Origin of the sequence: Candidatus Lernaella stagnicola, from assembly GCA_030765525.1 — a bacterium.
GTDB lineage: Bacteria > Lernaellota > Lernaellaia > Lernaellales > Lernaellaceae > Lernaella > Lernaella stagnicola.
This window is the reverse complement of the sequence record JAVCCK010000010.1, coordinates 567,547-590,990: the sequence shown is the minus strand read 5'-3', so window position 1 is coordinate 590,990 and position 23,444 is coordinate 567,547. Positions and strand designations below refer to the sequence as shown.

General features: G+C 60.6%; 19 protein-coding genes. 4 read left to right on the top strand and 15 right to left on the bottom strand.

The genetic code is table 11. The annotated features are described in order from the left end of the window. Positions 1-32: 32 nt before the first annotated feature. The 11 genes from P9L99_06835 to P9L99_06785 all read right to left on the bottom strand — a co-directional run bounded on the left by P9L99_06835 (position 33) and on the right by P9L99_06785 (position 11,925). A complete protein-coding gene (locus P9L99_06835) occupies positions 33-1,424 on the bottom strand; it encodes a radical SAM protein (protein MDP8223056.1) in 1,392 nt (463 codons plus the stop codon). 166 nt (positions 1,425-1,590) lie between these two features. Further along, on the bottom strand, positions 1,591-2,922 hold the full coding sequence (locus P9L99_06830) for an HD domain-containing protein (GenBank protein ID MDP8223055.1): 1,332 nt from the start codon (positions 2,920-2,922) through the stop codon (positions 1,591-1,593). Between the two features lie 9 nt (positions 2,923-2,931). Beyond that, positions 2,932-3,477, bottom strand: a complete 546-nt coding sequence (locus tag P9L99_06825) for a hypothetical protein (protein ID MDP8223054.1) — start codon at positions 3,475-3,477, stop codon at positions 2,932-2,934. 85 nt (positions 3,478-3,562) lie between these two features. After that, positions 3,563-4,825, bottom strand: a complete 1,263-nt coding sequence (locus P9L99_06820; GenBank protein MDP8223053.1) for a TRAP transporter large permease subunit — start codon at positions 4,823-4,825, stop codon at positions 3,563-3,565. Beyond that, positions 4,822-5,370 carry a TRAP transporter small permease gene (locus P9L99_06815; GenBank protein MDP8223052.1) on the bottom strand — a complete coding sequence of 183 codons (549 nt, stop codon included), beginning with the start codon at positions 5,368-5,370 and terminating at the stop codon, positions 4,822-4,824. The genes P9L99_06820 and P9L99_06815 overlap by 4 nt, the downstream gene beginning before the upstream one ends. Before the next feature lie 17 nt (positions 5,371-5,387). Beyond that, complete coding sequence (gene dctP, locus P9L99_06810; GenBank protein MDP8223051.1) at positions 5,388-6,395, bottom strand: TRAP transporter substrate-binding protein DctP; 1,008 nt, start codon at positions 6,393-6,395, stop codon at positions 5,388-5,390. A gap of 12 nt (positions 6,396-6,407) precedes the next feature. Then, complete coding sequence (locus P9L99_06805) at positions 6,408-7,277, bottom strand: TRAP transporter TatT component family protein (GenBank protein MDP8223050.1); 870 nt, start codon at positions 7,275-7,277, stop codon at positions 6,408-6,410. 201 nt (positions 7,278-7,478) lie between these two features. Then, positions 7,479-7,784, bottom strand: coding sequence for an HU family DNA-binding protein (locus tag P9L99_06800; protein ID MDP8223049.1), 306 nt, complete (start codon positions 7,782-7,784; stop codon positions 7,479-7,481). 260 nt (positions 7,785-8,044) lie between these two features. Further along, a complete protein-coding gene (locus P9L99_06795) occupies positions 8,045-8,689 on the bottom strand; it encodes a TetR family transcriptional regulator (protein ID MDP8223048.1) in 645 nt (214 codons plus the stop codon). Between the two features lie 3 nt (positions 8,690-8,692). Further along, positions 8,693-9,427 (bottom strand): hypothetical protein, encoded by a 735-nt coding sequence (locus P9L99_06790; GenBank protein MDP8223047.1) that lies wholly within the window; start codon positions 9,425-9,427, stop codon positions 8,693-8,695. Between the two features lie 128 nt (positions 9,428-9,555). Continuing rightward, complete coding sequence (locus P9L99_06785) at positions 9,556-11,925, bottom strand: CRTAC1 family protein (protein ID MDP8223046.1); 2,370 nt, start codon at positions 11,923-11,925, stop codon at positions 9,556-9,558. 94 nt (positions 11,926-12,019) lie between these two features. Here P9L99_06785 and P9L99_06780 point away from each other — a divergent pair, with 94 nt between their 5' ends. The 3 genes from P9L99_06780 (at position 12,020) to P9L99_06770 (ending at position 17,211) form a co-directional block, all read left to right on the top strand. After that, positions 12,020-13,009 (top strand): zinc-binding dehydrogenase, encoded by a 990-nt coding sequence (locus P9L99_06780; protein MDP8223045.1) that lies wholly within the window; start codon positions 12,020-12,022, stop codon positions 13,007-13,009. Between the two features lie 87 nt (positions 13,010-13,096). Continuing rightward, on the top strand, positions 13,097-15,715 hold the full coding sequence (locus P9L99_06775; protein ID MDP8223044.1) for a PBP1A family penicillin-binding protein: 2,619 nt from the start codon (positions 13,097-13,099) through the stop codon (positions 15,713-15,715). Next, positions 15,712-17,211, top strand: coding sequence for a glycosyltransferase family 39 protein (locus P9L99_06770; protein ID MDP8223043.1), 1,500 nt, complete (start codon positions 15,712-15,714; stop codon positions 17,209-17,211). The genes P9L99_06775 and P9L99_06770 overlap by 4 nt, the downstream gene beginning before the upstream one ends. 13 nt (positions 17,212-17,224) lie before the next feature. Here the strand turns inward: P9L99_06770 and P9L99_06765 are convergent, their stop codons facing one another. Then, positions 17,225-18,667, bottom strand: a complete 1,443-nt coding sequence (locus tag P9L99_06765) for a hypothetical protein (protein ID MDP8223042.1) — start codon at positions 18,665-18,667, stop codon at positions 17,225-17,227. Between the two features lie 100 nt (positions 18,668-18,767). Between P9L99_06765 and P9L99_06760 the strand changes: the two genes are divergently transcribed. Continuing rightward, positions 18,768-20,069 (top strand): hypothetical protein, encoded by a 1,302-nt coding sequence (locus P9L99_06760; GenBank protein ID MDP8223041.1) that lies wholly within the window; start codon positions 18,768-18,770, stop codon positions 20,067-20,069. On the opposite strand, the gene P9L99_06755 is transcribed toward P9L99_06760, so the two are convergent. From P9L99_06755 to P9L99_06745, 3 genes are all read right to left on the bottom strand, one after another. Then, positions 20,070-20,795 carry a PaeR7I family type II restriction endonuclease gene (locus P9L99_06755; GenBank protein ID MDP8223040.1) on the bottom strand — a complete coding sequence of 242 codons (726 nt, stop codon included), beginning with the start codon at positions 20,793-20,795 and terminating at the stop codon, positions 20,070-20,072. Next, on the bottom strand, positions 20,792-21,667 hold the full coding sequence (locus P9L99_06750; protein MDP8223039.1) for a site-specific DNA-methyltransferase: 876 nt from the start codon (positions 21,665-21,667) through the stop codon (positions 20,792-20,794). The genes P9L99_06755 and P9L99_06750 overlap by 4 nt, the downstream gene beginning before the upstream one ends. Positions 21,668-21,740: 73 nt before the next feature. Then, positions 21,741-23,393, bottom strand: a complete 1,653-nt coding sequence (locus tag P9L99_06745) for a hypothetical protein (protein MDP8223038.1) — start codon at positions 23,391-23,393, stop codon at positions 21,741-21,743. Positions 23,394-23,444 lie beyond the last annotated feature (51 nt).

Here is a 23,444-nt window from a genome sequence, read left to right as displayed (position 1 = left end):
GCGTCGATTGTATCGCGCCGCGCCGCTGGACGCTAACGCCCGCGACGCATCACGGCCCGAAGCCACGAGGGGATCCATCGCCACAAACGCCGCTGAGTCGCCAGATTCCACCACACCGCGGGGCGAAGGTAAAATGAGACATACGCCCGCCGCAGCGTCCGCCGGAGTTGACTCTCGCCGCCTAGCGAGTGCCGGGGTCGCGGCGGCGCCGGGGATACCGGCTCGCTCTTGGCCCAGGCCGACCAATAGTCGTCGATTTCGCCTCGCGCCAACGCATCCTCGTAAATCGCCGTGCCGGGATTGAGCACCGTCAGTGTGAAAGAGGCCGCATCCAGGGGCAGGCTGCGGGCCAGTTCGATCGTGCGTAGCGCATCGGCCGGCGTGTCGTCTGGGTAGGCCAGCATGAAATAGCCCCGCGCCAACAGACCCGCGTCTTTGACCATCGCCACGGCCCGGCGTACCTGCGCCACGGTGATGCCTTTGTTCATGCGCGCCAGCGCCTCGTCGGAACCGGCCTCGATACCCAGGTGCAAGGTGTGGGTGCCGATGCGGGCCAGCGACTGAATCAGCGGCGGGGTGATGGTATCGCAGCGACTGCGCGCGTTGTTGGGAATCACGCCGCCGCCGGCCGTCACACGCGCGGCGACCTCGGCCAGGTAGTCTTCCCCCATGGCGAAGGTTTCGTCGAAATGAACGATCTCCCGCACGCCGATTTCCTTGACGAGATACAACCACTCGCGCGTCAGCCGCGCCGGGCTCATGCGGTGAAACGAGCCGCCCGCGTAGCGTTGCGAACAGAAACGACAATGGAAGGGGCACCCGCGACCGCTGACCATCGTGGCAAAAGGATGCAGCACGGTGATCGCGCGGTAATGGCCCAGCGGCATGAGGTCCCACGCGGGCAGCGGCGTTTGATCCAGGTCGACCACCTGTGGCGGCGGTCCGAACTCGACCCCGTCCTCGCCCGAGCGCACCACACCGGGAATCGCCAGCGCGTCGCCGTCGTTTGCCAACGCCTCAGCCAATGCGGGCAGCGACGTATCGCCCTCACCCACGACAGCGAAATCGACATCGGCCGACGACGCCGTTTCTTCCGGATACAAATCCAAATGCGGACCACCAACCACGGTCACGGCCCGCGGGGCGCGACGGCGGCAAGCGCGAATCAGCGCCAGGGTGTTGCGCCAATTGAGGGTGGTGGTGGAAAAGACGAGCAAGCCGTCGAAATCATCCGGGACTTGTGCAGCGGCAAGCCGGGCGGTGAGTCTCAGCGCGTGGGCGTCGAGCACGCGCGGGGTGTGACCGGCCTCGCGCAGACAGCCGGCCAGCGTCGCCAAGCCAAGGGGCGGAAACACGCCGGTGACGTTGGTTTCCGGCGGGCCCTCGCCGGTTTGCGCCAACGCATGCAGTAGAATGATATCCATGGGCGTCAGCTTGCCACAATCGGGCCGCCAAGGGCCAGACTAAACCTGATGGTCCCCGACGCGCAGTCGTTGTTGCTCGCGGCGGAAGCGCAGATGCTCGTCGATGATTACGCGAAACGCTTGTCGGGGTGGCGGGCTGTGGCGGTTATCACGTGATAAACAGGATTCATCCGTTCAGGATGCGCGACACACCGTGGCGGCACGTCTCGGGAACATAGAAAAACACTTGTTGCTCTTTTTGACCGGTAACGGCTTTCAACCGACTCATTTCCGGAAGTTGGCTGATTTCCACCAATTTATCGTTTTTATGAATCAAAATTGCGTTTCCCGCTGATTGTTCGGCGTCGGTTCTTTCCACGGTATAGGGAACATAAGCTACTGTGGATGTTAGATCGTCCAGTAAATAATATTCTGGCACGAAATCTCTTTGACGCAGAAATTCCTGAGCTTTCTTATCTCGGTCTTTTTGATCACGGGGCGATTGGTCGTGCCGTCCCGGTACTTTTACCGGCTTCAATCCTCGACGATTGATGAACCTGTCGCACAAATCTTTTAAAATGTTATCTTTCGCGTGGCGCGCCCACCAATTTATTTGTGAAAGCAAAACATGATCATCTAGGGTGAGATAGTCCGTCAGACCGGGCGCTGTGTTTGCGAACAATTTTGAAACTGCGGCGTGAGTAAACTCGGGTTGGCTATTCTGTTTAACAAGATCTTTTACACGGCTAATAATTGTCGAAGCAAGGCGTTCATAGCCACGTGTTGTTTTATGGAAGTAGACGTTCCAATACATATAATAGCGGGCGAAAATATATTGCTCAATCACCCGGTGGGCCTTCTCTTCCCAGCATGTTTGGAAAATTCGTCGCTTGTCGGAAGCCTTCCGATCGTCGACGCGCATCGTGTGAAAAAGCCAGCGATAATCAAACCGGCCGTATCCCACGCCGCAGTACATCGAGTCACGCAATAAATAATCCATGCGGTCAACGTCTAATTGACTACTGAGTAGGCTTTTTATCCAAGTATACTTAGGTTCCGGTTCGGTTAGTAACTGAGTAATAATATCGGGAAGGCTGGCGGAATGATCTTTGAGGACGCCGTTTACTTCCGTTTCGGCGTCTTCGATAATTCGTTTCGTCCACATTTCATGTTTTCCGCCGAATTCTTCTTCAAGCGCGTGCGAAAATGGACCATGACCTACATCGTGTAATAATGCCGCGGCTTTTGCCGCAAGTTCAATAAATTCACCAAGTATCAGGGCCGGTTGATTTTTTTTCACATATTCAAGAGCCGTCTTCATCAGATGGAACGCACCCAGAGAATGCCCAAACCGGCTGTGCTCGGCACCCGGATACGTCAGATGGCTAACGCCAAGTTGGCGAATTCGACGGAGACGTTGAACTTCCGCACATTGAAGTAGGTCAAGAATTAACTTTTCGTTTTCTTCACAGATGTAAATGTGATCGTAGACCGGGTCGCGAATAACTTTTTGCGACAACGGCTGCTCCTAATGTTTGTTTTCTGTAATCCTATTGAACGCGGTTTTAGCGAGGTCTATTGCTTTCACGTAATTGTCGTGGTTTTTGTCGACAGCTTTTGCACGGACCATTGTGGCGACTGCTTCTTCCCAGTTCATTCCCCAATCGAGCCAATATAAAATGGTTGACGCCATCTCAAGAACAAACACGTCATGTTGTTTAAGGTCGACAAATTCTTGCGCCATTTCTTCAATAAGGCTTTGTTGTTCTTCGGTTACGCCCTGAAAAATTTCCGGAAGCTTTTCCAAACCCGTGTCTGAAAGGGAATAATGATACTCTGTAAAACCGTTGCCGGGTTCGTCACATTTCTCTTCCAGCAGGTCTTGATTCGTCAGGTCGTCAACACGCTCCGCCAACTCTGCTGAATACGGTCCGAAATAATGAATGAAATATGTATTGGCGACGGGATACCCATACTGCTTCAAAAAGAACATCGTCTTTTGGAGACGTTTTCGACCATCAAGATTGCCCGCTTCTTCGACACATTTTAACAACGCAATGTCTTGAAGGCGCATCAAATCCCCTCGCGAGTTGTTCCTTGAATAAGAAAATAGTCAAAAAATCGGCACTTTACAAGAAGTATTTTCCGCTCCTGAAAAGTCAGTCCACAAACCCGGCGAGGAAGAGTGACAGGCCCGGCCAGTAGGTAATGATCAGCACGACGCCCAGCAGGATCGCCAGGAAGGGCAACGAGGCCAGGTACAATTTCACGACGGGCTGCTTAAAGCGGTAGCTGGCGATAAAGAGGTTCATCCCCACCGGCGGCGTGCAATAGCCGATTTGCATATTGGCCAGAATAATGATGCCCAGGTGCACCGGGTCGACGCCGTAGCTGGTGGCGATCGGCAGAATCAGCGGCACGATCAGCACGATGGCCGAGAAGATATCGAGAATCATGCCCAAGACCAGCAAGAAGAGGTTGAGGATGATCAAGAAGGTCAGCTTGCTGGAAATGTGGTCTTTGACGAAGTCGAACAGCTTCATCGGCACTTGCTGATCGATGAGATAATTCGTCGAGGCGAGGCTGGCGCCCAGGATAATCAGGATGCCGCCGACGAGGGTCATGCTCTTGACCATCACGCCGGGCAGCCGGCGAATCGGAATCTCGCGGTAGATGAACACCTCGACGACCAACACGTAAAAGGCGGTGACCGCGGCGGCTTCGGAGATGGCGAGAATGCCGCTGTAGATGCCGCCCAGCACGATGACCGGCAGCGGGACTTCCCACCCGGCGGCGTAGACGGCACGGCCCAGTTCCCGCCAATTGAATTTCAAGAGCGGGATCTTCGCGCGCGTCGCGGTGATCATTCCCCATCCGGAGAGCAGCGTCACCATCAGCACGCCGGGTATCACGCCGGCGGCGAAGAGTTTGTCGATACTCGTGTGCGCGATGATGCCGTAGAGGATCAGCGGAATGGCCGGAGGAAAAAGCAGGCCCAGGCTGCCCGAGGTAGTGATGGCGCCGAGGGTGAACTTTTCGGGGTAGCCTTCGGCTTTGAGGGCCGGGTAGAGCAAGGCGCCCATGGCGATGATCGTCACGCCCGATGCGCCGGTGAGCGCGGTGAACACGGCGCACACGGCCATGGTCACGACCGCCAGCCCGCCGGGCATCCAGCCCAAGGCGGCGTGGGACAGGCGCAGCAGGCGTTGGGGTGTGTTGGACTCGCCCATCAGGTAGCCGGCGAAGGTAAACAAGGGGATGGCGACCAGCAGCGGGGTTTCGGTCAGCCGGTTGATCTCCAGGATGACGACGGTGGTGTCGATGCCGCCGCCGTGGAAGCCGTTGAGCGCGCTGGCGGCGATGATCGCAAACAGCGGTGCGCCCAACAGAGCCAGCAGCAGCAGGACGAGGGGAATAATCATGCCTCGTCCTTTTTGGCGGCCGCGTCGTCTTCAACAGCTTCGGCCGGTTCTGTCACGCCGCGAATCGCCTGCCACGAGTGACGAAGGAAGAAATAGCCGAAGCGCAGGGCGATCACGCCGAAGGCGATGGGGAGAATCAACTCGGCGACCCAAGTGGGGACCCCACCGAAGGCCTTCGCGCCGCCGGCGAACTCATCGGTGATGAAGCGCACCGAGGCGTGAGTAAGCAGTACGGCCACCGTCGCGGTGAACAAGTCGGTTACGATGCGCAGTATGGCTTTGCCGCGACCCGTGACCAGAAACGAAAGCACGTCGATGCTGATGTGGTGGTCTTCGCGGGTGGCGACCATCGCCCCGAGCATGGCGACCCACAAGACGAGAAAACGCAGCAGTGGATCAAGCCAGGCGTAGCTCACCCCGAAGAAGTTGCGCATGAGAATCTGGCCGAAGGAAAGCACGATCATGATCGAAAGCACGGCCACCAGCGCGGTGTTTTCCACCGCGTGCAAGAAACGTATAACGGCCGGCGGGCGCTTGTCGCTCATCGGGGTTCCGTTCTTCTTTAGCGCATGGCTTGCACGGTGGCGCGGATTTCGTTCACGAGCGCGCCGTCGAATTTGCCTTCGGCCACGATGTCGTCGATGGCTTCACGCGCCAGCTTTTCCATTTTCGGCAATTCGGAGTCGTTGATCCGGATGAACTTGAGGCCCTCTTTTTTCAGGGTCTCGCGCGCTTCGGCGTTGCTTTGCCGGGTTTGTTGGTTGATCCGCTTGGCGAGGCGGTTGAAGACCTCGCGCACCACGGGCCGGTCGGCGGCCGGTATTTTGTTCCACGCGTTGGTGGGGATGCCGATGGTGCCGTAGGTGTAGAGCAACGGGTTGTCGACGACGTAGTCGACCTTGGTGAACCACTGCAACAGGATGGTGCCGACCGGCGAGTTGGTGACGGTGTCGAGCAAGCCGGTTTGAAGGCCGGTGAGCACGTCGGAAATGGGCCGGTACACGGGCGGCACGCCGAGTTTGCGGAAGACGCGCTCGCCGACGACGTCGCCCTCGGGCACCCAGATCTTGCGGCCGCGCAGGTCCTCGAGCGTGTGCAGGGGCTTGGTGCTCATCATGTAGGCAAAGCCGGTCTCCATCATGCCGAAGGAGACCATGCCCTTGGCTTCGAGTTGCTGCGTGAGGCGTTGTTCGAATTTGGCGCGCACGGCGTCGACTTCTTCGTAACTCCGGAAGAGCATCGGCATGGTCAGCGCCTGATAGTTCGAGTCGATCGTGCGCAAGCCGCCGGCGGTAAAGGTGGAGCCGTGCAACTGGCCGGTGCGCATCCGGCGCATGACGTCGGCGTCATTTCCCATGACACCGCCCGGGTAGACCCGCAGGCCGACGCGGCCGTCGGTGCGTTGCCGCAGTTCCTTATCGACCTCGTCGAGGGCGTCGAGCAGGTCCGTGTTTTTCGGAGCGATTGTGGCGATTTTAAGCGTAATTTGATTGGCGGCCGGGGCGGGCCAGACAACAAAAGTGAATCCAAGCACACATACAATGACAAATACGATCATCCATTTTTTCATTCAGCCATCTCCCTAGTCAAAATATTCGTCGGCCCCGGCCAACAACTCGGCAGCTTGCTGTTTGGCCAAGGTGTTGACCAACGTCAGTTCAGGCACGACGGCGGCGGGCGTTTCTTCCACTTTTTTTAACAACGATACAAAGAGTTCTTTGTCGAAGGTTTTTTTCGCATATTGCTCGGCGTACATCACGTACGCAGACAAAAACCGGCCTTCGCCGATTTCCAAAGCTCGTTCGAAATGCTTTCGCGCCGCAGCGGCGTTGCCACCCAGGGCGGGGGGCAGGATAGAGTGCAGCGAACCCATCGCCAAGTGGGGCGCGCCGTAGAAGTAGGTTTCATCCAGCTCGAGAAGCCGTTCGGTCAGCAGTTGGATCTTGGCGATGTCGGCCAATTGGTCGTAGTCGCCGCTGTTGGCCTGTACGACGGCGGCCCAGGTGCTGATGACCAAAAACAGCAGTCGCTCGTCGCCCGCTTCGAAATCAGCGGCCACCGGCGCAAACTCTTTGTAGGGCTTGTGGGCTAGTTCGCCGAAGCGGGGTTTTAGCACGGCGGCGGCGCGAAAGGCGTAATCGCGAGCACGGGCACCCAGCACGGCGGCGCGGGCGTTGTCATGACCGACGACGAACGCGGAGGCGTACATGGAATAGAGGTTGGCGGCGGCGAGCAGGGCGTCGGGATCATCGGGCGACCCTTCCACGAGGGCGTCGGCCATCAGCAAATAGGCGGGCGCGCCATCGCGGACGAGTTGCGGGTCGGTTTGTTTCATCACGGCCGTCGTGAGGTTGTCGACCATCGGCTGGGTGGCTTTTTTGATCAAGCCGCCGCAACCAAGCAACAGGAATACCATGACCAGCGAGAGTATGTGGGGGGCATAGCGTTTCATCGACGAGTTCATCGCTCCCTGTCGGCGAACCCATCCCGGGATCACGGATTGCATACGCCGACGCACAAATACTAGGACGAAAACAGCTAGAACTTAATACGATTCCCGCGCTCGGGCAAGGACAAGAAGGTTGCCGCCGATACAAGAAAGGCCCGAACCGTGAGGTTCGGGCCGGCCAGATCATTCGGATCTTCGTTGTCGTTAGACCTTGGGCGGTACGACGCCGTCTTTGAACGCCTTGGCCAGACGCATTTTTACGACAGTCTTGGCCGGAATCTTGATCGGTTCGCCGGTTGCCGGGTTGCGGCCCTTGCGCGCCTTGCGGCGGGTCTTGGACAGCTTGCCGACGCCGGGAATCGTGAAGGCGCCCATTTTCTTCGTTTCACTGACCGCCAGGGCGGCCAATTCTTCGAGAATCGCGGCGGCCGATTTCTTCGGCAGCTCGAACTTCTCGGCGAAGTAGGCAGTGATTTGGGCTTTGGTCATTGGTTTTTTGGGCGTAGCCATCTTCCATCTCCTCGTTTTGGTAAAACCGTTGGGTGAATTTTCGATATCACTTTCGAAAGCCTATGGTCAAGGAAAATCGTCACGGAGGTCACATTTTTTCCTTTGCTGACAAGGGTAAAACGTCCCCTGGGCGCTCAGCCCCCCGTCAATAAGGGCTTCGCCGCCCCCACCGGCGACCGGAAACGGCAAGGCGACAAGCGGCGACAGGGGGTTATTTTGCCTTGGGATTGGGCACAAAATCTCGGGGCCGGCTCGGCGGGTCAGCTTGTGTAAAGCGCCTTGAGAAAGGTCAGCGAACGCTCGACGAATCGCTCGTCACCGTCCTCATTCATTGTAATTTCAGGGAAGTAGGCCACGGAGCGCGCCCGGAACATGGGGTGAAACCGGCGCGTGATCATCATGCGGGTGACGAGTTGAAAGTGCAGCGCCATGTAGGCGACATCCATATCGTCGCGCAGCGCCCCTTCCTGCACGCCGGAAAGAATCAGGTTTTGGAAGAACAGCGCGGCCCGTCCCTCGAAGCGGTCGAAGGTCGCTTGGGCCATGTCGGGCATGCCGCTGGCGAACACGTTGATGTAGGTGTTGAAAAAGGCCTGGAAGCGGAATCCCCGACGGGAGGCGAAGGAAAAGAGGAACTCGACGCGTTCCCAAAAGGGTTTCTGTAGCTTGCCGACTTCAATATAGGCTTGATTGAAATACTGAATGGCTCTGCCGAGAACGGCGGCCAGCATGTCGCGCACGCCGTCGAAATAGCGATCCAGGACGTCCACCTGTACGTTCAGGCGATGGGCGACGTCTTCGGCGGAGGTGTTACGCAGGCCCTTATCCACGAAGGCCTCTGCGACGGCCTGAAGGATTTTGTCTTGAGCAACGTCGGGGAGATTCAGAAAAACTTGTTTCGGCACAAGCTATGCTCCTTCGTTTGGTTCGCCTCCGGAATCACTTTCTTCCGGCGTTTCGTCCTCCCCTTTGACGGTGCCGGGTTCAGTGAGTGTTTCGTCGTCTTCGGCGTCCCCGTTTTCGGCGGGGGCCGGTTCCGGCAAATCACGCGGATTTTCCTTCAATGTGGCCAGCAGAATCAGTTCCCACAAATTATTGTCTTCCAATGGCGCGTCGGTGGGTGACAACGCAACCCGATGAGATCGAACCAACAGTTGTCCGGCCATGACGGCGCGGTATTCTTTTTTGTGTCCCTTTTTGGTGAGCAGCAATTTCTTGAGGATCTTGTCAGCACGTTCGATTAATTCCTCGGTCACCAAGTCCTTGAGGATATCGCGCCTCTTGTCGCGCCAGAAATCTTGGAAATCTTCTCCGTAGTACGTGAAATCCTCGGTGTCGGAGTACAGATCTTCCAGGGCGTCACGGTCGGCGGCGAGATCAAAGCCCTCGTACACCTTGTCGGCATCGTAGCGCAGGGTTTTGAGGTCTTCGTCCTCGCGCATCAGTTCGGCCAGCGCGCCGATGTTACGCACGAAATTTTCGACGTTGCCGAATTCGCTGAGCATCTGATGTTGGATAGCGTTTTCCGTCATCGCCAAGTGGCCGACGACCCGGGTTTTTTGCCGAAGTTTCAGCTTCGCCCGCTTCTTCATCAACTGCTTGGCGCGTCGTTGCGCTTTTGCTTTGGTGTTTTTCTTGGTCATAACCCCACTAACCCCCAAGAGCTGGAATACGGTTATGTAACACGCAACCCCAAGCAAGGAAAGGGGCCGCGCTTCCGCAATCCGCCTTAACGTGGCGGTGCGTGAACGCGATTCCTATGTTCGTACGTTTATAACTTGCTTCCGGGATCACCCTCGGTCAATTGATGAATTTGATTGACGGTCAAACCGCTCCAGGTTTGCGTGTCGCCGTTGGGCCACCGCACTTCCACCTGGTCGATGGCCGCTTCGAGCCCCAGCCCGAAGTGCTGCGTCAACATCGGTTGCGCGCCGTAATGGCCGCGCGGGCCCTGTACGTAGCGTACCTGCGTCAGGTCGCCGGAGATGACCGTGATTTTCGCCCCGATCGCATCACGGTTGGACGTCGTGCCGATCAGCTTGAACTCCGCCCAATTGAAATCGTTGTCCAGGTCGTTACGGAAAACGCGCGCGCCGCCGCCGTCAGAACGATGCCCGGCCAGCAGGTCGATATCGCCGTCGCCGTCGAAATCGGCCCAGGCGTTGCCGGTGCAATCGTGCACGGAGACGCCCGCCCAATAGGAAACGTCGAGCATCGTGCCGTCTTCCTGCTGCTCATAAAGCCGGCTGAAGTGCCCGCCGTAGAGCGTGGAGATGTACGCGTCGAGACGACCGTCGTTGTTGTAATCAAAGAAGCTGGGATCGACATCGCCCTCTTCCGGATGGAAGCCGAGTTCGTCGTTCATGATCGTGAAGGCGTAGTCCGGCGGCCCGTCGTTGAGATTGATGCTCGAGGTTCCGCTGCCCGGCTGATAGCGCGGGTGCGCGATATCGTTCATGAAGGCGTCGAAGTAGCCATCGTTGTTCCAGTCGCCGAAATCGGTGCCGAAGGTGTTACCGGCGCCGGAGTTGCCTGGGCGATTGATCTTCTTCTCACGCGCCATATCCACGAATGTGCCGTCGCCCTTGTTTTCGAAAAGGAAGTTGCTGACCCGGCCGTAGTTCGACACGAAGATGTCGTACCAACCATCGTCGTTGAAATCGACCCAAGTCACGCCGTAGGAGGGCGCCGCGTCGACGTCGTCCCAAATGTCGGTGGTGTCGGACACGTCGGTGAAGGTGCCGTCGCCGTCGTTCTGGAACAAGTGGTCGGGATAGGACGGAGCGTACGGATATTCGATGAGCCACGCGCCGATGTAGAGGTCCAGATAGCCGTCGTGATCGTAGTCGCCGAAGCTCGCCGAGGAGAAACCGGCGTCGACTTCCAGGCCGTGGTCGGCCAACAGCTCAAAGTGACCGGTGCCGTCGTTGAGCATGATTTGGTTGCGGTAGCCGTGGTCGTCTTTGCCGGCTTTGGGCGTGGTGTCGTCGTCGCCCGCGGTGTCGTCATCGCCCGCGGTGTCGTCATCGCCCGCGGTGTCGTCGTCGCCCGTGGTGTCGTCGTCATCGTCGCCCGTATCTTCGGGGACTTGCACGATGGCAAAGAGGTCTTCGTCGCCGTCGTTGTCGTAATCGACAAACATGGACATCGCGCCGTACATCGCCTCGTCCAGGCCGGCTTCGGCGGAGGCGTTGGTGAAAGTGCCGTCGCCGTTGTTGCGGTAGTACACGACGCAGGCCGCGTCTTCGACCTGGTTCAGGCGGGTCAGCACGATGTCCTGGTCGCCGTCGCCGTCCACGTCGGCCCAACCGGTGCGGTGCTGGCCATCACCGGCCACTTCGAGGCCCGAGGCATCGGTGATGTCGGTGAAGGTCGTGCCGTTTTCCATTTCGCAGAAGCTCGTGCCGCCGAGGCGCATCATGTAATGGCGGTAGCTGTTGGAATGGGGGGCGACCCAATTCCAGCGGAAGCCGGATTCGGAGAAGAAATCGTGCTGGTAATATCTCGACCAAAGGTAGGGGTCTTCGGTGCCGCTGTAATAAAGCTCGGGCATGCCGTCGTCCTGCAGGTGTTCGAAGCCGACCCACACGGCGGTTCCCGGCAGAAACATCAGGTTGCGGTCGCGGACGTCGATTTCGTACCAACCCGGATCGGTCACTTCGATGTCGATGGGTTCGGTGTACTCGATGGTCTCAACCATGTCGGTCCAGGGCACGTATTGCGGCACTGAGCCGAGCAAATCACCGTAGAGGTGGATGCGCGCCGTGCCGCCGCCGTAGCGGAACTTCAGCTTGATGGTCTCGATATGGAAGGGTGCTTGGAATTTGAAGCGCTTGGCTTCCACTTCGCCTGTCACGAGGTTGTGGATCGACGCGCCGTCGTCGTTCTGATCGTCATTGTAGACATAGGGCGTCGCCACGCACGGGTCGTTGTAGTCGGGACAGTATTCCGCGTACAAATTAAGTACGGGATCGCCGCAGATGTCGGGCTCGGCCGAGTCGTCGTCGTCGCCTGCCGTATCGTCGTCGCCGGGCGGGGGTGTGTTGTCGTCGTTGTCATCGTCATCGTCGTCGTCACAGGCCGCCACAAACAGAGAAGCCGCCAACAAGGCAATCAAAACCAATAACCAAAAACGTCGCATCGGAGCCTCCTTCAGATTCGACCAACGTGGTAGATTAGCATTTAATCGGCGCGGGACAAGTGCGGCTAAGTCCCCGCCTTCGTAGGAGATTTATATGCAAGCCATCCGCCTGGAAGGCCCCGGAGCCCCCGATAGCCTTCGTCTTGTCGAACAAGCCATACCCGAACCAGGCCAAAAACAGGTGCGGATTCGCGTCGCAGCGGCAGGCGTCAATTTCGCCGACGTGCTCGTGCGCCACGGCGCGTATCAACCCATACCGACTTTTCCCCTAATCCCCGGCCTGGAAATCGCGGGCGTTGTTGACGCCGTAGGGGACAGCGTCGATCAGGCGATCTTGGGCCGGCGCGTCGTGGCGTTGGTGGAACAGGGCGGATACGCGCAGTACGCCGTGGCCCACGTCGCCGCGGTGGTCGATGTGCCCGAAGACCTGCCCCTGGAGACGGCGGCCGGCCTGCCGGTCTCCGGAATGACGGCGTATCACCTGACGCACACCGTCGCCGCGCCGGAGCCCGGTGACTGGGTCGTCAATTACGCCGCCGCCGGGTCGGTCGGTAGCTTGATCAACGGTCTGGCGCGGGCCCGCGGAGCGCACGTGATTGCCTTGGTGGGGTCCGACGACAAAGCGGCCCGGGCGCGCGAGTTGGGCGCCGAACAGGTTCTCAACTACCGCGATGCCGAGAACCTGCCCGAGGCGGTGGCCGAATTGACGGCCGGTCACGGGGCGGACGTCATTTACAATTCGGTGTTTGGCTCGACGGTCGGCGACGATTTCAAGATGCTGGCGCCGCGCGGGCAACTCGTGTGGTTCGGCGTGGCCGGGGGCATGCCGAACTCCAAACGGCTGCTGGCCGGGATGATGCGCCGCTTCGCCGACGCCCCGCGGTTCAGCCTCTACCATCTGGGCGCCTCGGTGAAACACGACGCCGAACGACACCGCCAAGGCTGGCAAGAACTTTTCGCCCACCTGCGCGACGGCACCGCCCGCCTGCCGCTGCACGGCGTGTATGCGCTGGCCGACGCCGCCGTCGCCCACGCCGCGCTGGAAAGCCGCGCCACGATGGGCAAGCTGGTGCTCAAGCCCTAACGCGCCCTGCGCTCCGGACCCCCGGGGCTGGAAAGAGCGGGGTTGCGCCGCTTATATTGCTGAGCGAACCGACGCGGAGGAAGAACTGTGCCCCAGGGCAAACCGCTGCTGATGAGACCACACGGGCGAAACCACAAGTGGCACGTGTTGCTCAACTTTGTCGTCACCGGCATCCTCGGCGCGGCGGTAGCGGCGGGCATTTTCGCCTTCGTTTTCTACAACATGCTGGCGGTCGGGCTGCCCAAGATCGACTCGTTGGACGATTATCGTCCTAACCTGGTGACCGAAGTGCGCGATCGCCACGGCGAGTTGATCGGCGAATTCATGTACGAAAATCAGCGGCGTTATCTGATTTCGGCCGAGAATCTGCCGGAGCACGTCGTGTACGCCTTCGTGTCGGCCGAGGACAAGACGTTTTTTGAACACGAGGGCATCGATTACTGGGGGATCGCGCGGGCGGCGATCGCCAACCTGCGGGCGGGCGAAATCAAGCAAGGTGGATCGACGATCACCCAGCAGGTGGTCAAAAGCCTGTTGCTAACCCCGGAGAAGACCTACTCGCGCAAGATGCGGGAAATGATTCTCGCCAAGCGCATCGAGGACCGCCTGTCGAAAGAAGACATCCTTTATCTGTACCTCAATCAGATCTACTTCGGCGGCGGCGCGTACGGGGTCGAGGCGGCGGCGCGGGCTTACTTGGGCAAATCCGCCGCGCAACTCAGCGTGGCCGAGGCCGCCTTGCTGGCCGGGCTCGTGCAGGCGCCGGGCCGCTACAGTCCGCGCACGCGGCCTGAACGGGCGATGACCCGCCGTCATTACGTGCTCACCCGGCTGCTGGAAGACGGCCGCATTACCGCCGAGGAGTTTCAAACCGCCGACGCTCAGCCGCTGACCGTGCTGCCCTGGCACGATATCAACAAAGAACTCGCGCCGGATTACGTGGAATTCGTGCGTCGTTATCTGATGGAACAATACGGCGCCGAAAAAGTGCTGCAGGGCGGGCTGCGCGTCACCACGGCCTGCGACCTGGAACTGCAGCGCGCCGCCCGCGCGGCCGTCGATCTCGGGCTGCGCCAACATGCCAAACGGCAGGGCATCCTGGCGCTGCCGCCGGTTACGCCGCGCGAGCAGTGGCCCGAAGCGATGCGGCGCATCACGCGAATCAACGCCGGCAAAGACGCGACGCAAGTGCGCGAAGGCCTGGTGATCGGTTTGGACGACATCAGGCGCACGGCAACCGTGGACGTGGGCGGCGGGCTGGTGGATGTGCCGCTGGCGAAGATCAAATGGGCCACACGCATCAAGCGCGGTCGCAAGACGACGTCGGTCACGGTGCGTCGACCCAGCGATTTGCTACGCCCCGGCGATCGGGTGCAGGTGTACCGGGAAAGTAAAGGCGGCGCGTACGTGTTGGCCGCGTGGCCCGCGGCCGAGGCGGCGCTTTTGTCGATGGAGGTACGCACGCGCCACGTGCTGGCGATGATCGGCGGGGCCGACTTCGAACAAAGCGAGTTCAACCGCGCGGTACAGGCCCGCCGCCAGCCGGGCAGTGCGTTCAAGCCCATCGTGTACGCCGCGGCGGTCAACGCGGGACTCACGGCGGCGACGGTGTTCCCGGACACGGCGCTGGTGTTTTCCGACAATTGGCGCCCGGCGAATTACGACCGGCGTTTTCGCGGCTACATGTCGCTGCGTGAGGCGCTGACGCGCTCGATCAACACGGTGACGATTCGCGTGGCGGACATGATCGGCGTGGACTACCTGACCGCTTTCGCCAAGCGCGTCGGCCTGCACTCGCTAACCGGCGGCGATTTGTCGATGGCGATCGGCACGTATGAGATCACGCCCTTGGAGCTGGTCAACGCGTTCGGCGTGTTCGCATCCGGCGGCGTGCTCACCGATCCGGTGTTCGTGCTGCAAGTCGCCGACGCCGACGGCAACCTGTTGGAAGAGGCGGAGTTCAGCGACTTTGTCGAGCAAACGCCGCCCTTGGCCGAGAAGCCCGATTTGCGCGCGGTCGCGGCGAACAACTGGCCCGACGTTCATAACAATCCGCTGGAAGACCCGATGCGCGAACGGCGCTTGATGGAGTTCTTGTCTGATTTCGGCGTGGACAAAACGACGCCGGAGGATGAAGACGAAGAGGACGAAGACACGCCGGAGCCGCACGGCGAGATCCCGATTTCAGCCATCGTCAGCGGCAAGACGATCCGGCGGCAGGTCGTGGACCCGCAGGTGTCTTTCGTGATTACCGACATGATGCACAGCGTGGCGTCGCGCGGCACCGGGGCGAAAAGCAACGTGCTGGGCCGGGTGCTGGCGGGTAAAACCGGCACGACGAACGACTACGCCGATGCTTGGTTCGTGGGCTTCTCCCCGGAAGTGCTGGCCGGGGTCTGGGTGGGTTACGACCGCGGCGGCAAATCACTCGGGCGCAGCGAATCGGGCAGCACGACGGCGTTGCCGATTTGGATCGATTACATGCGCAATGCGCTCAAGGGGCGGGAACCGTCGAGTTTCGCCGCGCCGACGGGTTTGGTCTACGCGCGCATCGATCCGGAAACCGGCCTGTTGGCGCACCCCGACGCGCCGGGGGTCAACGAAATGTTCGTCGCCGGTACCGAGCCGACCGAATACGCGCCCAACCCCGCCACTCCTAACGCGGCCGATTTCTTCGACCTCGAATTCGAAGGCGATCTCGAGTGAGTGACCGGGTCCGCCGTTGGACAGTCGCTCTGTTGCTTGCGGCGGGCCTTGCCGTGTACCTCTCCAGCCTGCCGGGCTTGAGCCTCAACACCGACGAAGTCTATTTGCCGCTGGCGGCGCGCGACGGACATCTGCTTGCCGCTACTACCGTCGATGTGCATCCGCCGACGTTCGCGCTGCTAGTGGGCTTGGCGGTGCGGGCCGGGCTGCCCGAGGCGGGTTGGCGGCTGTTTTCCGTGTTGGCGTGGTTGGCGACGGCCTTTTTGGCCTACGTCATCGGACGCCGCCTGGCCGGTGATCTTGCCGGCATCTTGGGCGCGGCGTTGTTGATCACCTCGCCGATGGGCTTCCAACTGGCGCGGCTGGTTCGCTCCTACGCGCTTGCCGCATTGCTGGGCGCGGCGGTCATCGCGTTGCTGCTTTCACTGATGGAGCGGCCCGATCGCCGCCGGGCGGTGGCGCTCGGCGTCGTGCTGGCGTTGGGCTGCTACACATTCTACTACCATGTCTTCCTACTCGCCGCGGTCGGCTTGCTGGGCGTGTGGCTTTACGTGCGAGGCGACGCGGCCGGGCGAAGTGTGACGGGCGCTGCGCTGCTGGCCGGCTTGTTGTTCGCGCCGTGGTTGCCGGTGCTGTGGGCGCAGGCGGGCGGCCTGGGCGGCGGCTGGGTGCAATGGTCGGCCTCGCCCGAACGTTTGGCGCGACGCGGTGGGCAGATCTTCCTGAACGCGGGCGGATTGGGCGGCGTCGAACCGGCGCTGCGCGTGCTGTGGCCGACTCTGGCCGGGATCGCCGCGACCTTGTTGGCGTGGGGGCTGGCGGCATGGGGCGCCTGGACCCTGCGCGGTTCCCGGCCCGCGCGGGCGTTGCTGCTGGTGACGGGGATCGTCGTGATCGCGGCGCTGGCCGCGCATCTGCTTTTCGGCGTCTTCATCGGCTTCCATTACTTTGTCGTCATCGCCGCCCCGCTGGCCCTGTTGGCCGTCGCACCGTTCGCAGCGTGGCGGCCGCGTTTCGCCGCGGGCGTCTTGTTCGCCCTGATCCTCGGGTTGAACGTCCTGGCGTTGCCCGAAGCCGCCCGCCAGGGTCGCGAGCCGTTGCGCCAAGCCGCGCAATGGATCGACAGCGAATCAGCGCCGGGCGACCTGGTGTTGGGCGTGGCGTGGTTCGCCGCCGACGGCTACCGCTGGTACGGACAAGGGCTGGAGACGGTCGGCATACCGAATGACCTGCGGCCCGGTGGGGAATCGCATCGAGCGGGGGCGAGCCTCACCGACGAATGCGACTTACCCGCATTGCGCCGGCGGCTTGCCGGGCATCGCCGCGTGGCGTTGTTGTTGTCGCATGAGCGTTGGCGCAATTTGGATCGCGGTGTCGAGCCGACGATACGCGTTCTACGTGAAGCGGGTTTCGTGCCACGCAGCGAGAAAGCCTGGCCGACCTTCGCCGCCGCGCCAACCGTACGCGCGCAAATCTGGAGCCGGGTAAGCGATTAGGCCCCGGTCGTTCTCAGCACCCGCATCCGTCGCCGATGTCGTCGTCGGTTGTGTCGTCGTCGTCGCCGGTTGTGTCGTCATCGGTGACGTCGTCATCACCTGCTCCCGCTTCCACAAAGGTCACGGTGATATCCAGCGACACCGGCGCGGGCTGCGGATTGGCGGCCACCAAGACGGCCGTGGTCGCCGCGCCGAGCGGGCATTCGATCGTGGCATCATCCGGATTGTTGAACCGCGTGTACGCCAGGGCCTCGCCATCCGGTGCGCCGAACACGCCGTACTCGATCAGCCCGTTGGTGTCGGAAAGCGCGACGTCCGCCGCGCCCATCGGCGTGTCGAAGTCGAAGCGCAGCGCGGCCATCGAGCCGCCGGGCAGTGTCGTCTGCCAGCTTGTTTCCGCTTTGCCCGACTCGGAAGGCTCAGTCCAGTTCAACTCGCCCACCGAGAGCAAGCGGTATTGATACGCCTGCTGCGCCGCCGTCGTTGCGTCGAGCTGTTCGACGAAGAAGTCGGCCGCCGCGGCCAGCGCCATGTCGCCGAAGAATTCGCCGAAGTTATCAACGTCGCCGGCCGGCAAATGGTTCTCGATACTCTCGACGCCGTTGTCCGAGTCGGCCGTGACGGCCTGCAGCAGCGTGGCGCCGCCGGCTTCGTAGAGATAGGTGCCGAGCAAGAGCGCCGCGCCGTAATGCACGTTCGTTTCGTCGCCGAAGAATCCGGTCGTGGGGTCGGCGGCGAAATCAGCCAGCCAACCGGTGTCGGTGTCGTAGCCGGTGACGATCATCGCGGCTTCGGCCAGGGACTCGGAGAGCCACGCGGTTTCGTTCACATCGTGCACCATCTGCAGCATGTGGTTGAACTCGTGCGCCGCCACACCGAGCATGTAATCGTCGCCCGGATCGTTGACGGTCGGATCGAGGTGAACCATGTCCATCTCGTTGCTGTAGGGACCCGCGGTCTGGTCGTCATAGCGATAGAAGCCGTCGAAGCACGTGCCCATGAAGCAGTTCATCTCGTAGTACAGCAGCACGACGCCCGGGACGCCGTCCGTGTCGGGCGGGTCGCCGAATAGCTCCACTTCGATGTCGTAGATGCCGCTGTCGGGGTCCACGCTGCCGGCGGGCGAGGTCTCGTCCCACGCTTCGAGCACGGCGTCGACGTCGTCCTGATCCATGGCGTCACCCCACAGCGCGTCGGCGACGAATACGTAGCCGAAGTCGGACGCGCCGCGGCAGGTGGCGGTAAACTGGATGTTCGCCGGCGGCATGCCGGACAAGTCCCACCCCCAGAACGTACGCTGCTCGCCCACTTCATAAGGATCGGCCAGCGGTGCGGCCAACACGGGGAGGTCCAACTGCATGTAGGGTTTCAGATAGGGTGTGGCCGACCAGCCGGCTGCGGCGGGCGAGGCCAAGACGATTGCGATGATGACGGCGAACCAAACACTTCGTTTCATGTCGCGAATCCTTTCGTTGCTCCGTTCATCATAGTGACGATTTCGCCGCGCGCCAAACCGTGTCTTGCGCTAGGCCCCCCACAGTCCGTATCTTGAGACCATGGATCAAACCCGACCTTTCCCGAGCCCGCGCAGTGCCTGGCTGATCGCCATGTTCTTGGCGGTGATGGCGCACGCGGCGGTTTTTTTCGGCGGCATCGTGCGGCCCGAATCACTCGCCCGGCTTGCCGAAGCCGAGCGCACCGTGGGTTGGGACACCTTTGATTTCTGGGCGACGATGATCCTCCCCTTCGGCGGTGCGATTGCGCCCTTCGCGGTGACGATGCTGTGGGGGCTCGCCGGTTTCGCGCTCGCCTACCTCGCGTTGGCCCGGCTGGTGGGGCACTTTGCGGCCCTGGGCGCGGCGGGTGCGGTGTTCATCGGCGGGTATCCGGGGTGGTCGGCGGTGCTGCCCACGGCGTGGATGTTATGGCTGCCGCCGGCGGCGTTGGCGGTGTTGGTGTTGTCGTTCTTCCTTCGCGGGCGCCTGGTGACGTGGCGGGCGCGGATCGCGACATGGTCGGCGCGGCGGGCGGTGAAAGCGGCTTGGGTCGGCGTGCTGGTATTTGCGTTCTTCGTGGTGGCCGAGCAGGCGCGGCTGGGATTTCGCGGGTCGATCAACGGCGCTTTTCCCTATGAGAAAAAAGGCTTGGCGCACGGTTTCGACAAAGACCTCGATATGACGCGGCGCCTGCAGCATGCCGGGCTCTTCATGCTCGCGGCGCGGCGCATGGAAGACAATTCCCTGCGGCACGACAGTTCGACGGTCCGCCTGGCGGCTCACGGCGCGGCGGCGCGTTTCGTGTGTCGGATCGGCGCGGCGCGGCCGAACGTGACGCCACCGCTGCGCACGCCGAAAATCGTGCCCGCCGGGTGGGTGCTGCGGCAAGGCGTATTCGGCATCGAGCCCGCTTTCAACACGGGCGGTATTCGCTACAACGAATGGTCGGGGAAGGTCGACAGTCGGCCTGCGGCCAACTGGTACGAATTGCGGGCCGACGTGCTCTCAGGCGACGCCAAGCAAGTCGAGGTCGCGGGGCCGCTGCACAAGCGGGCTTCGGCCAAGGATTTGTTCATCGAAATCGAAACGCACGATGCGGGGAAGGTCGAAGCAAGCGCCACGTACGATGGGGAGCCGTGGAAGCTGGTTCGCCGAACGCTGGCGGCGGGCGACCGCACGATCGTTCGTTTCGCGGCGCACGTCCCCTGCCCCTTGGCCAATCCCGACGCGACGTTAAACGTGCGGGCGTCGGCACCGCGCGGCATGCTCGATTTCGACGTGTTGCTTCGCTCGGTGGAGACGCCCGACAGCGACGAAATCGAACGCAAGGAACTCAAACCCTTCACATTTGACGCGCTTTAACTAACTGCTGATATTAGCTCGCAAATGAGCGCGAAAAGACTTGAGGAATCGTTTGATTGACAGCTCATCGCTGGGTTCCGAATACTCGCCGGGGCTGTGCTTTGGGGCTACCAACAACGCGGCTGCGCTGTATTTCCGCTCTAAGATAAGGCGCGAGCAGAGTTCAGAATAACGTTTCGCATAAGATGCCCGATCCAGTTCCGGAAGGACGGGGAAGTGGAAGGTTTCCGTCTTTGTTGGCCTCCTTGCTTTCTCATGGTCTTCCAACAACATGACATATCCAAGCCAAGGGCTCGGTTGCAGACCGAAGACCTTTTCCCGATAAGCGGTCCAAAAGTCCACCGCATTTCCAAGTGCTTCTTCGGCTCTGTTGTTGAAGTTGTTTCCGAAAGACGGCCCAATATGCGATTTCATTTCGATCGCCGCAATGAGTCTCCCGTTTTTAACGACCAAGAAGTCCCAATCCTTCGTGGGACGAAAATACCCCGGAAGTATCCTCTTTTTTTTCGGCGTAAGAAAAACATGGTCGTCCGTATAACCGGACCCTAAAGCGACCTCCTGAAAGATCTCCGAAAAACGCCAAAGATGCTTTCCTCCTGTTGCCGCTTTTCGATTCCCTTGGTCCCGTTTCGACCTGTTTGCTTGGCCCGTTCTTGTTTCCCAGAAATAGCGCACAGCTTCCTCGACGTTTTCCTTGACCCAAGCGTTTGACAAGAAACGTGTCATTGGTTTCCGGCGTTATGTTCGGTGCATACCGTGAGTTCTTGATATAGATCGGTGGCATTCTCTATGTTTTTCTTCGCGAGTCTGAAATATTCCGGGTCGACCTCATATCCCACACTGTGTCTGCGCCAACGGCCGGCGGCAATGGCTGTTGTGCCTGTCCCCAAAAACGGGTCCAGAACCGTATCACCAACGAAGCTGAACATTCGCACTAGTCGCTCCGCTAACGCGAGCGGATAAGGCGCCGGGTGGCTTGAATCACGAGCGCCCGTTAATGTCCACACCTGACGAAACCACTCGTTGAACTCTTTTTTGGGGAGTTTGGACGCGCTTCTTTGTTCCATTGTAGGCTTACGGTATCCGCCCGGTTTTCTCTGCATCAAGAGAAATTCGACGTCGTTTTTTACAATTGCATTTGGTTCATAAGGTTTTCCAAGAAATTTCGAATTCGCATTCGCTTCAAATTGAGCGTTTGAGATTTTCAACCACAAGATCGGATTCAAGTTATCAAACCCGATTTTTCTACACGCTACCATGATATCGGCGTGAAGTGGCATCACGAGATGCCGCCCGTTCTGTTTTCGCGAAAGACAAACGTCGCCCACATTAATCACTGCCCGGCCACCGGGCACCAAGACGCGAAAACATTCTTGCCAAACGAGATTCAATTCCGCTAAGAATGTTTCATAATCCTCGATATGACCAAGTTGCCCTGGGTGATCGTTGTACTTCTTTAGCGTCCAATAGGGAGGTGAGGTAACAACCAAATGTATCGACTGATCGTCTAAATCCTTCATGGACCGCGCATCGCGATTGTAAAGGAAATGCTGCGTTTCAATTTTCGACCCACGCGAAATCGTTTTTTCTTCCTGCATATGGATTTCATATCCCCTTTCGATAACGGTACACGACGATTAATCCCTCGGCAATACCATGAACACCTTGTGGTCATCTTCCGTTATCGTTTTCTTCTTCGGGTTCGTAGACCTCTTCGGTTGCCGCGGGGGGCGGCTCTTCTTGCGGCGGCGGGTGCAGGCGGTCGAGTTCGGTTCGCGGCGCGCTGGCCGCAACCCAAAACAGGAACAGGGGCAGCAAAGAAAGCAGAATCAAGATCGGCACGAAGAACGACAGGTTGTTGAGGCCCGGCCGGAACGTCGACCAAAACGAGCCGGGGTGACTCCGCAGCCATTCCGCGGTGCGGTTGGCGTTGTAGAAGAAGGCGTCGTCACGATCGGCCGGCAACGAGAGACCGCGATCGCGCTTTTGCCCGAGCCCCGCGGGGGCCTGGAGCGATGGTGGGGAGACCGTGTGCGCGGTCACCGGCAGCGGCGCACCCACGTTACGTTCGGCCAGGCCGTACCAACCGTTGCCCCACCCGGCGACCAAGGCGGCGAGAAACACGACACGCAGCGCGTTTTTCCACACCAGCCCGTGCATTTCCCATAAGTGGTATTCGACGAAGAAGGCCAGGCCGATCAAGTACGCGACCCACATCGACATGCCGGCCGACGCGTCCGGAAACGCCACATCGGGGCTCGAGCGCTGGACAAGCAATAGCAGAAAGCCGACCCAAAAGGCGGCGATCAACACGTACAAGGGTCGGCGGGCGGACACGTCGCGCCGTTTGGCGAAGGAGCCGAGCGCGCCCAACGCCAGCAGCGGCATCCAGACGAACAAGCCGAGCACCACCCGACCGGCCAGCGCCGCGGGCCACGCGCGGGCGGCGACCAGAGCGGGATCGAGCGCGCCGTCACCGATCAACCAGAGCTTCAGCGAGGGCAGAAAGCCCTGCGTCCAGAAAGTCGATGAGAATGCCACCGCCAGATACTCCTGGCTGAAGTGACCGGCCAGCGAGCGTCCATCAGGCGCATGCAAAGGGCCGCCGAACGTCGCGGTATTGATCAGCGCCCCGACCAGCAGCAAAAGCCCGCCGGTTGCGAACGTGGGCCAGGCCGAGGCGAGGCTTTTCCAGTACATGCGCATCCAGATAACGGCCCAGGCCATCAGCAGCGGCCAAAACAGCAGGAGGGTATCGTCGCACAACGCGGCCAAGCCCAAGCCGACGCCGAGGGTCAATCGCGTCCGGCGACGCTCGTCTTTTTGGCGGATGCAAAACAAGGAATAGACGACCAGCGCCCCCGCCAGCAGGCTGAAGGCGGGCGGGGCCAATTGCGAACCGTAGATGGTCAGCGGCGAGGCAAACGCCGCGGCAAGCGCGGCCACCATGGCGGCTCCGCGACGGATGCCGAGAATCACCGCCGTCTGCCACAGCAGCACCAGCGCGGTGGCCATGGCGAAGGCGGCGGCCAACTTGGTCGCCTGAGCGCAAAGGCTGTCGGGGTTCGCGGCGTTGTCGACACGAAAGCGGCCGACGGCCCTTCCCATCGCATAAAAGGGCAGCGCTAAAAGCGCCGGGCCGGGGCGCGCGGCGGTGCCGGTGTCCAGGTGCGACTCGGGTGTAATGTTAAAGGAGAAGGCGGCGAGTCGACGAACCTGCCCGTAGAGGTTTTTCTCGGCCGCCGTGCGCACGCCGCCCACACCGGTGGCGAACCAGAGGGCCATCACGAGCCAGACGGTGTAGCGGGTCAGGGGCTTCAACATTGCGTGCGTCGCGCCTCCGAAAGAATCTGCAAGCCAGGATACCAGATACGC

Bases quoted from the DNA above. Each gene is read 5' to 3' on its own strand.
- P9L99_06755 (MDP8223040.1), bottom strand. From the start codon at position 20,795: ATGACACGTTTCTTGTCAAACGCTTGGGTCAAGGAAAACGTCGAGGAA.
- P9L99_06790 (MDP8223047.1), bottom strand. From the start codon at position 9,427: ATGACCAAGAAAAACACCAAAGCAAAAGCGCAACGACGCGCCAAGCAG.
- P9L99_06750 (MDP8223039.1), bottom strand. From the start codon at position 21,667: ATGCAGGAAGAAAAAACGATTTCGCGTGGGTCGAAAATTGAAACGCAG.
- P9L99_06805 (MDP8223050.1), bottom strand. From the start codon at position 7,277: ATGAAACGCTATGCCCCCCACATACTCTCGCTGGTCATGGTATTCCTG.
- P9L99_06745 (MDP8223038.1), bottom strand. From the start codon at position 23,393: ATGTTGAAGCCCCTGACCCGCTACACCGTCTGGCTCGTGATGGCCCTC.
- P9L99_06825 (MDP8223054.1), bottom strand. From the start codon at position 3,477: ATGCGCCTTCAAGACATTGCGTTGTTAAAATGTGTCGAAGAAGCGGGC.
- P9L99_06760 (MDP8223041.1), top strand. From the start codon at position 18,768: ATGGATCAAACCCGACCTTTCCCGAGCCCGCGCAGTGCCTGGCTGATC.
- P9L99_06815 (MDP8223052.1), bottom strand. From the start codon at position 5,370: ATGAGCGACAAGCGCCCGCCGGCCGTTATACGTTTCTTGCACGCGGTG.
- P9L99_06765 (MDP8223042.1), bottom strand. From the start codon at position 18,667: ATGAAACGAAGTGTTTGGTTCGCCGTCATCATCGCAATCGTCTTGGCC.
- dctP (MDP8223051.1), bottom strand. From the start codon at position 6,395: ATGAAAAAATGGATGATCGTATTTGTCATTGTATGTGTGCTTGGATTC.
- P9L99_06835 (MDP8223056.1), bottom strand. From the start codon at position 1,424: ATGGATATCATTCTACTGCATGCGTTGGCGCAAACCGGCGAGGGCCCG.
- P9L99_06780 (MDP8223045.1), top strand. From the start codon at position 12,020: ATGCAAGCCATCCGCCTGGAAGGCCCCGGAGCCCCCGATAGCCTTCGT.
- P9L99_06820 (MDP8223053.1), bottom strand. From the start codon at position 4,825: ATGATTATTCCCCTCGTCCTGCTGCTGCTGGCTCTGTTGGGCGCACCG.
- P9L99_06785 (MDP8223046.1), bottom strand. From the start codon at position 11,925: ATGCGACGTTTTTGGTTATTGGTTTTGATTGCCTTGTTGGCGGCTTCT.
- P9L99_06800 (MDP8223049.1), bottom strand. From the start codon at position 7,784: ATGGCTACGCCCAAAAAACCAATGACCAAAGCCCAAATCACTGCCTAC.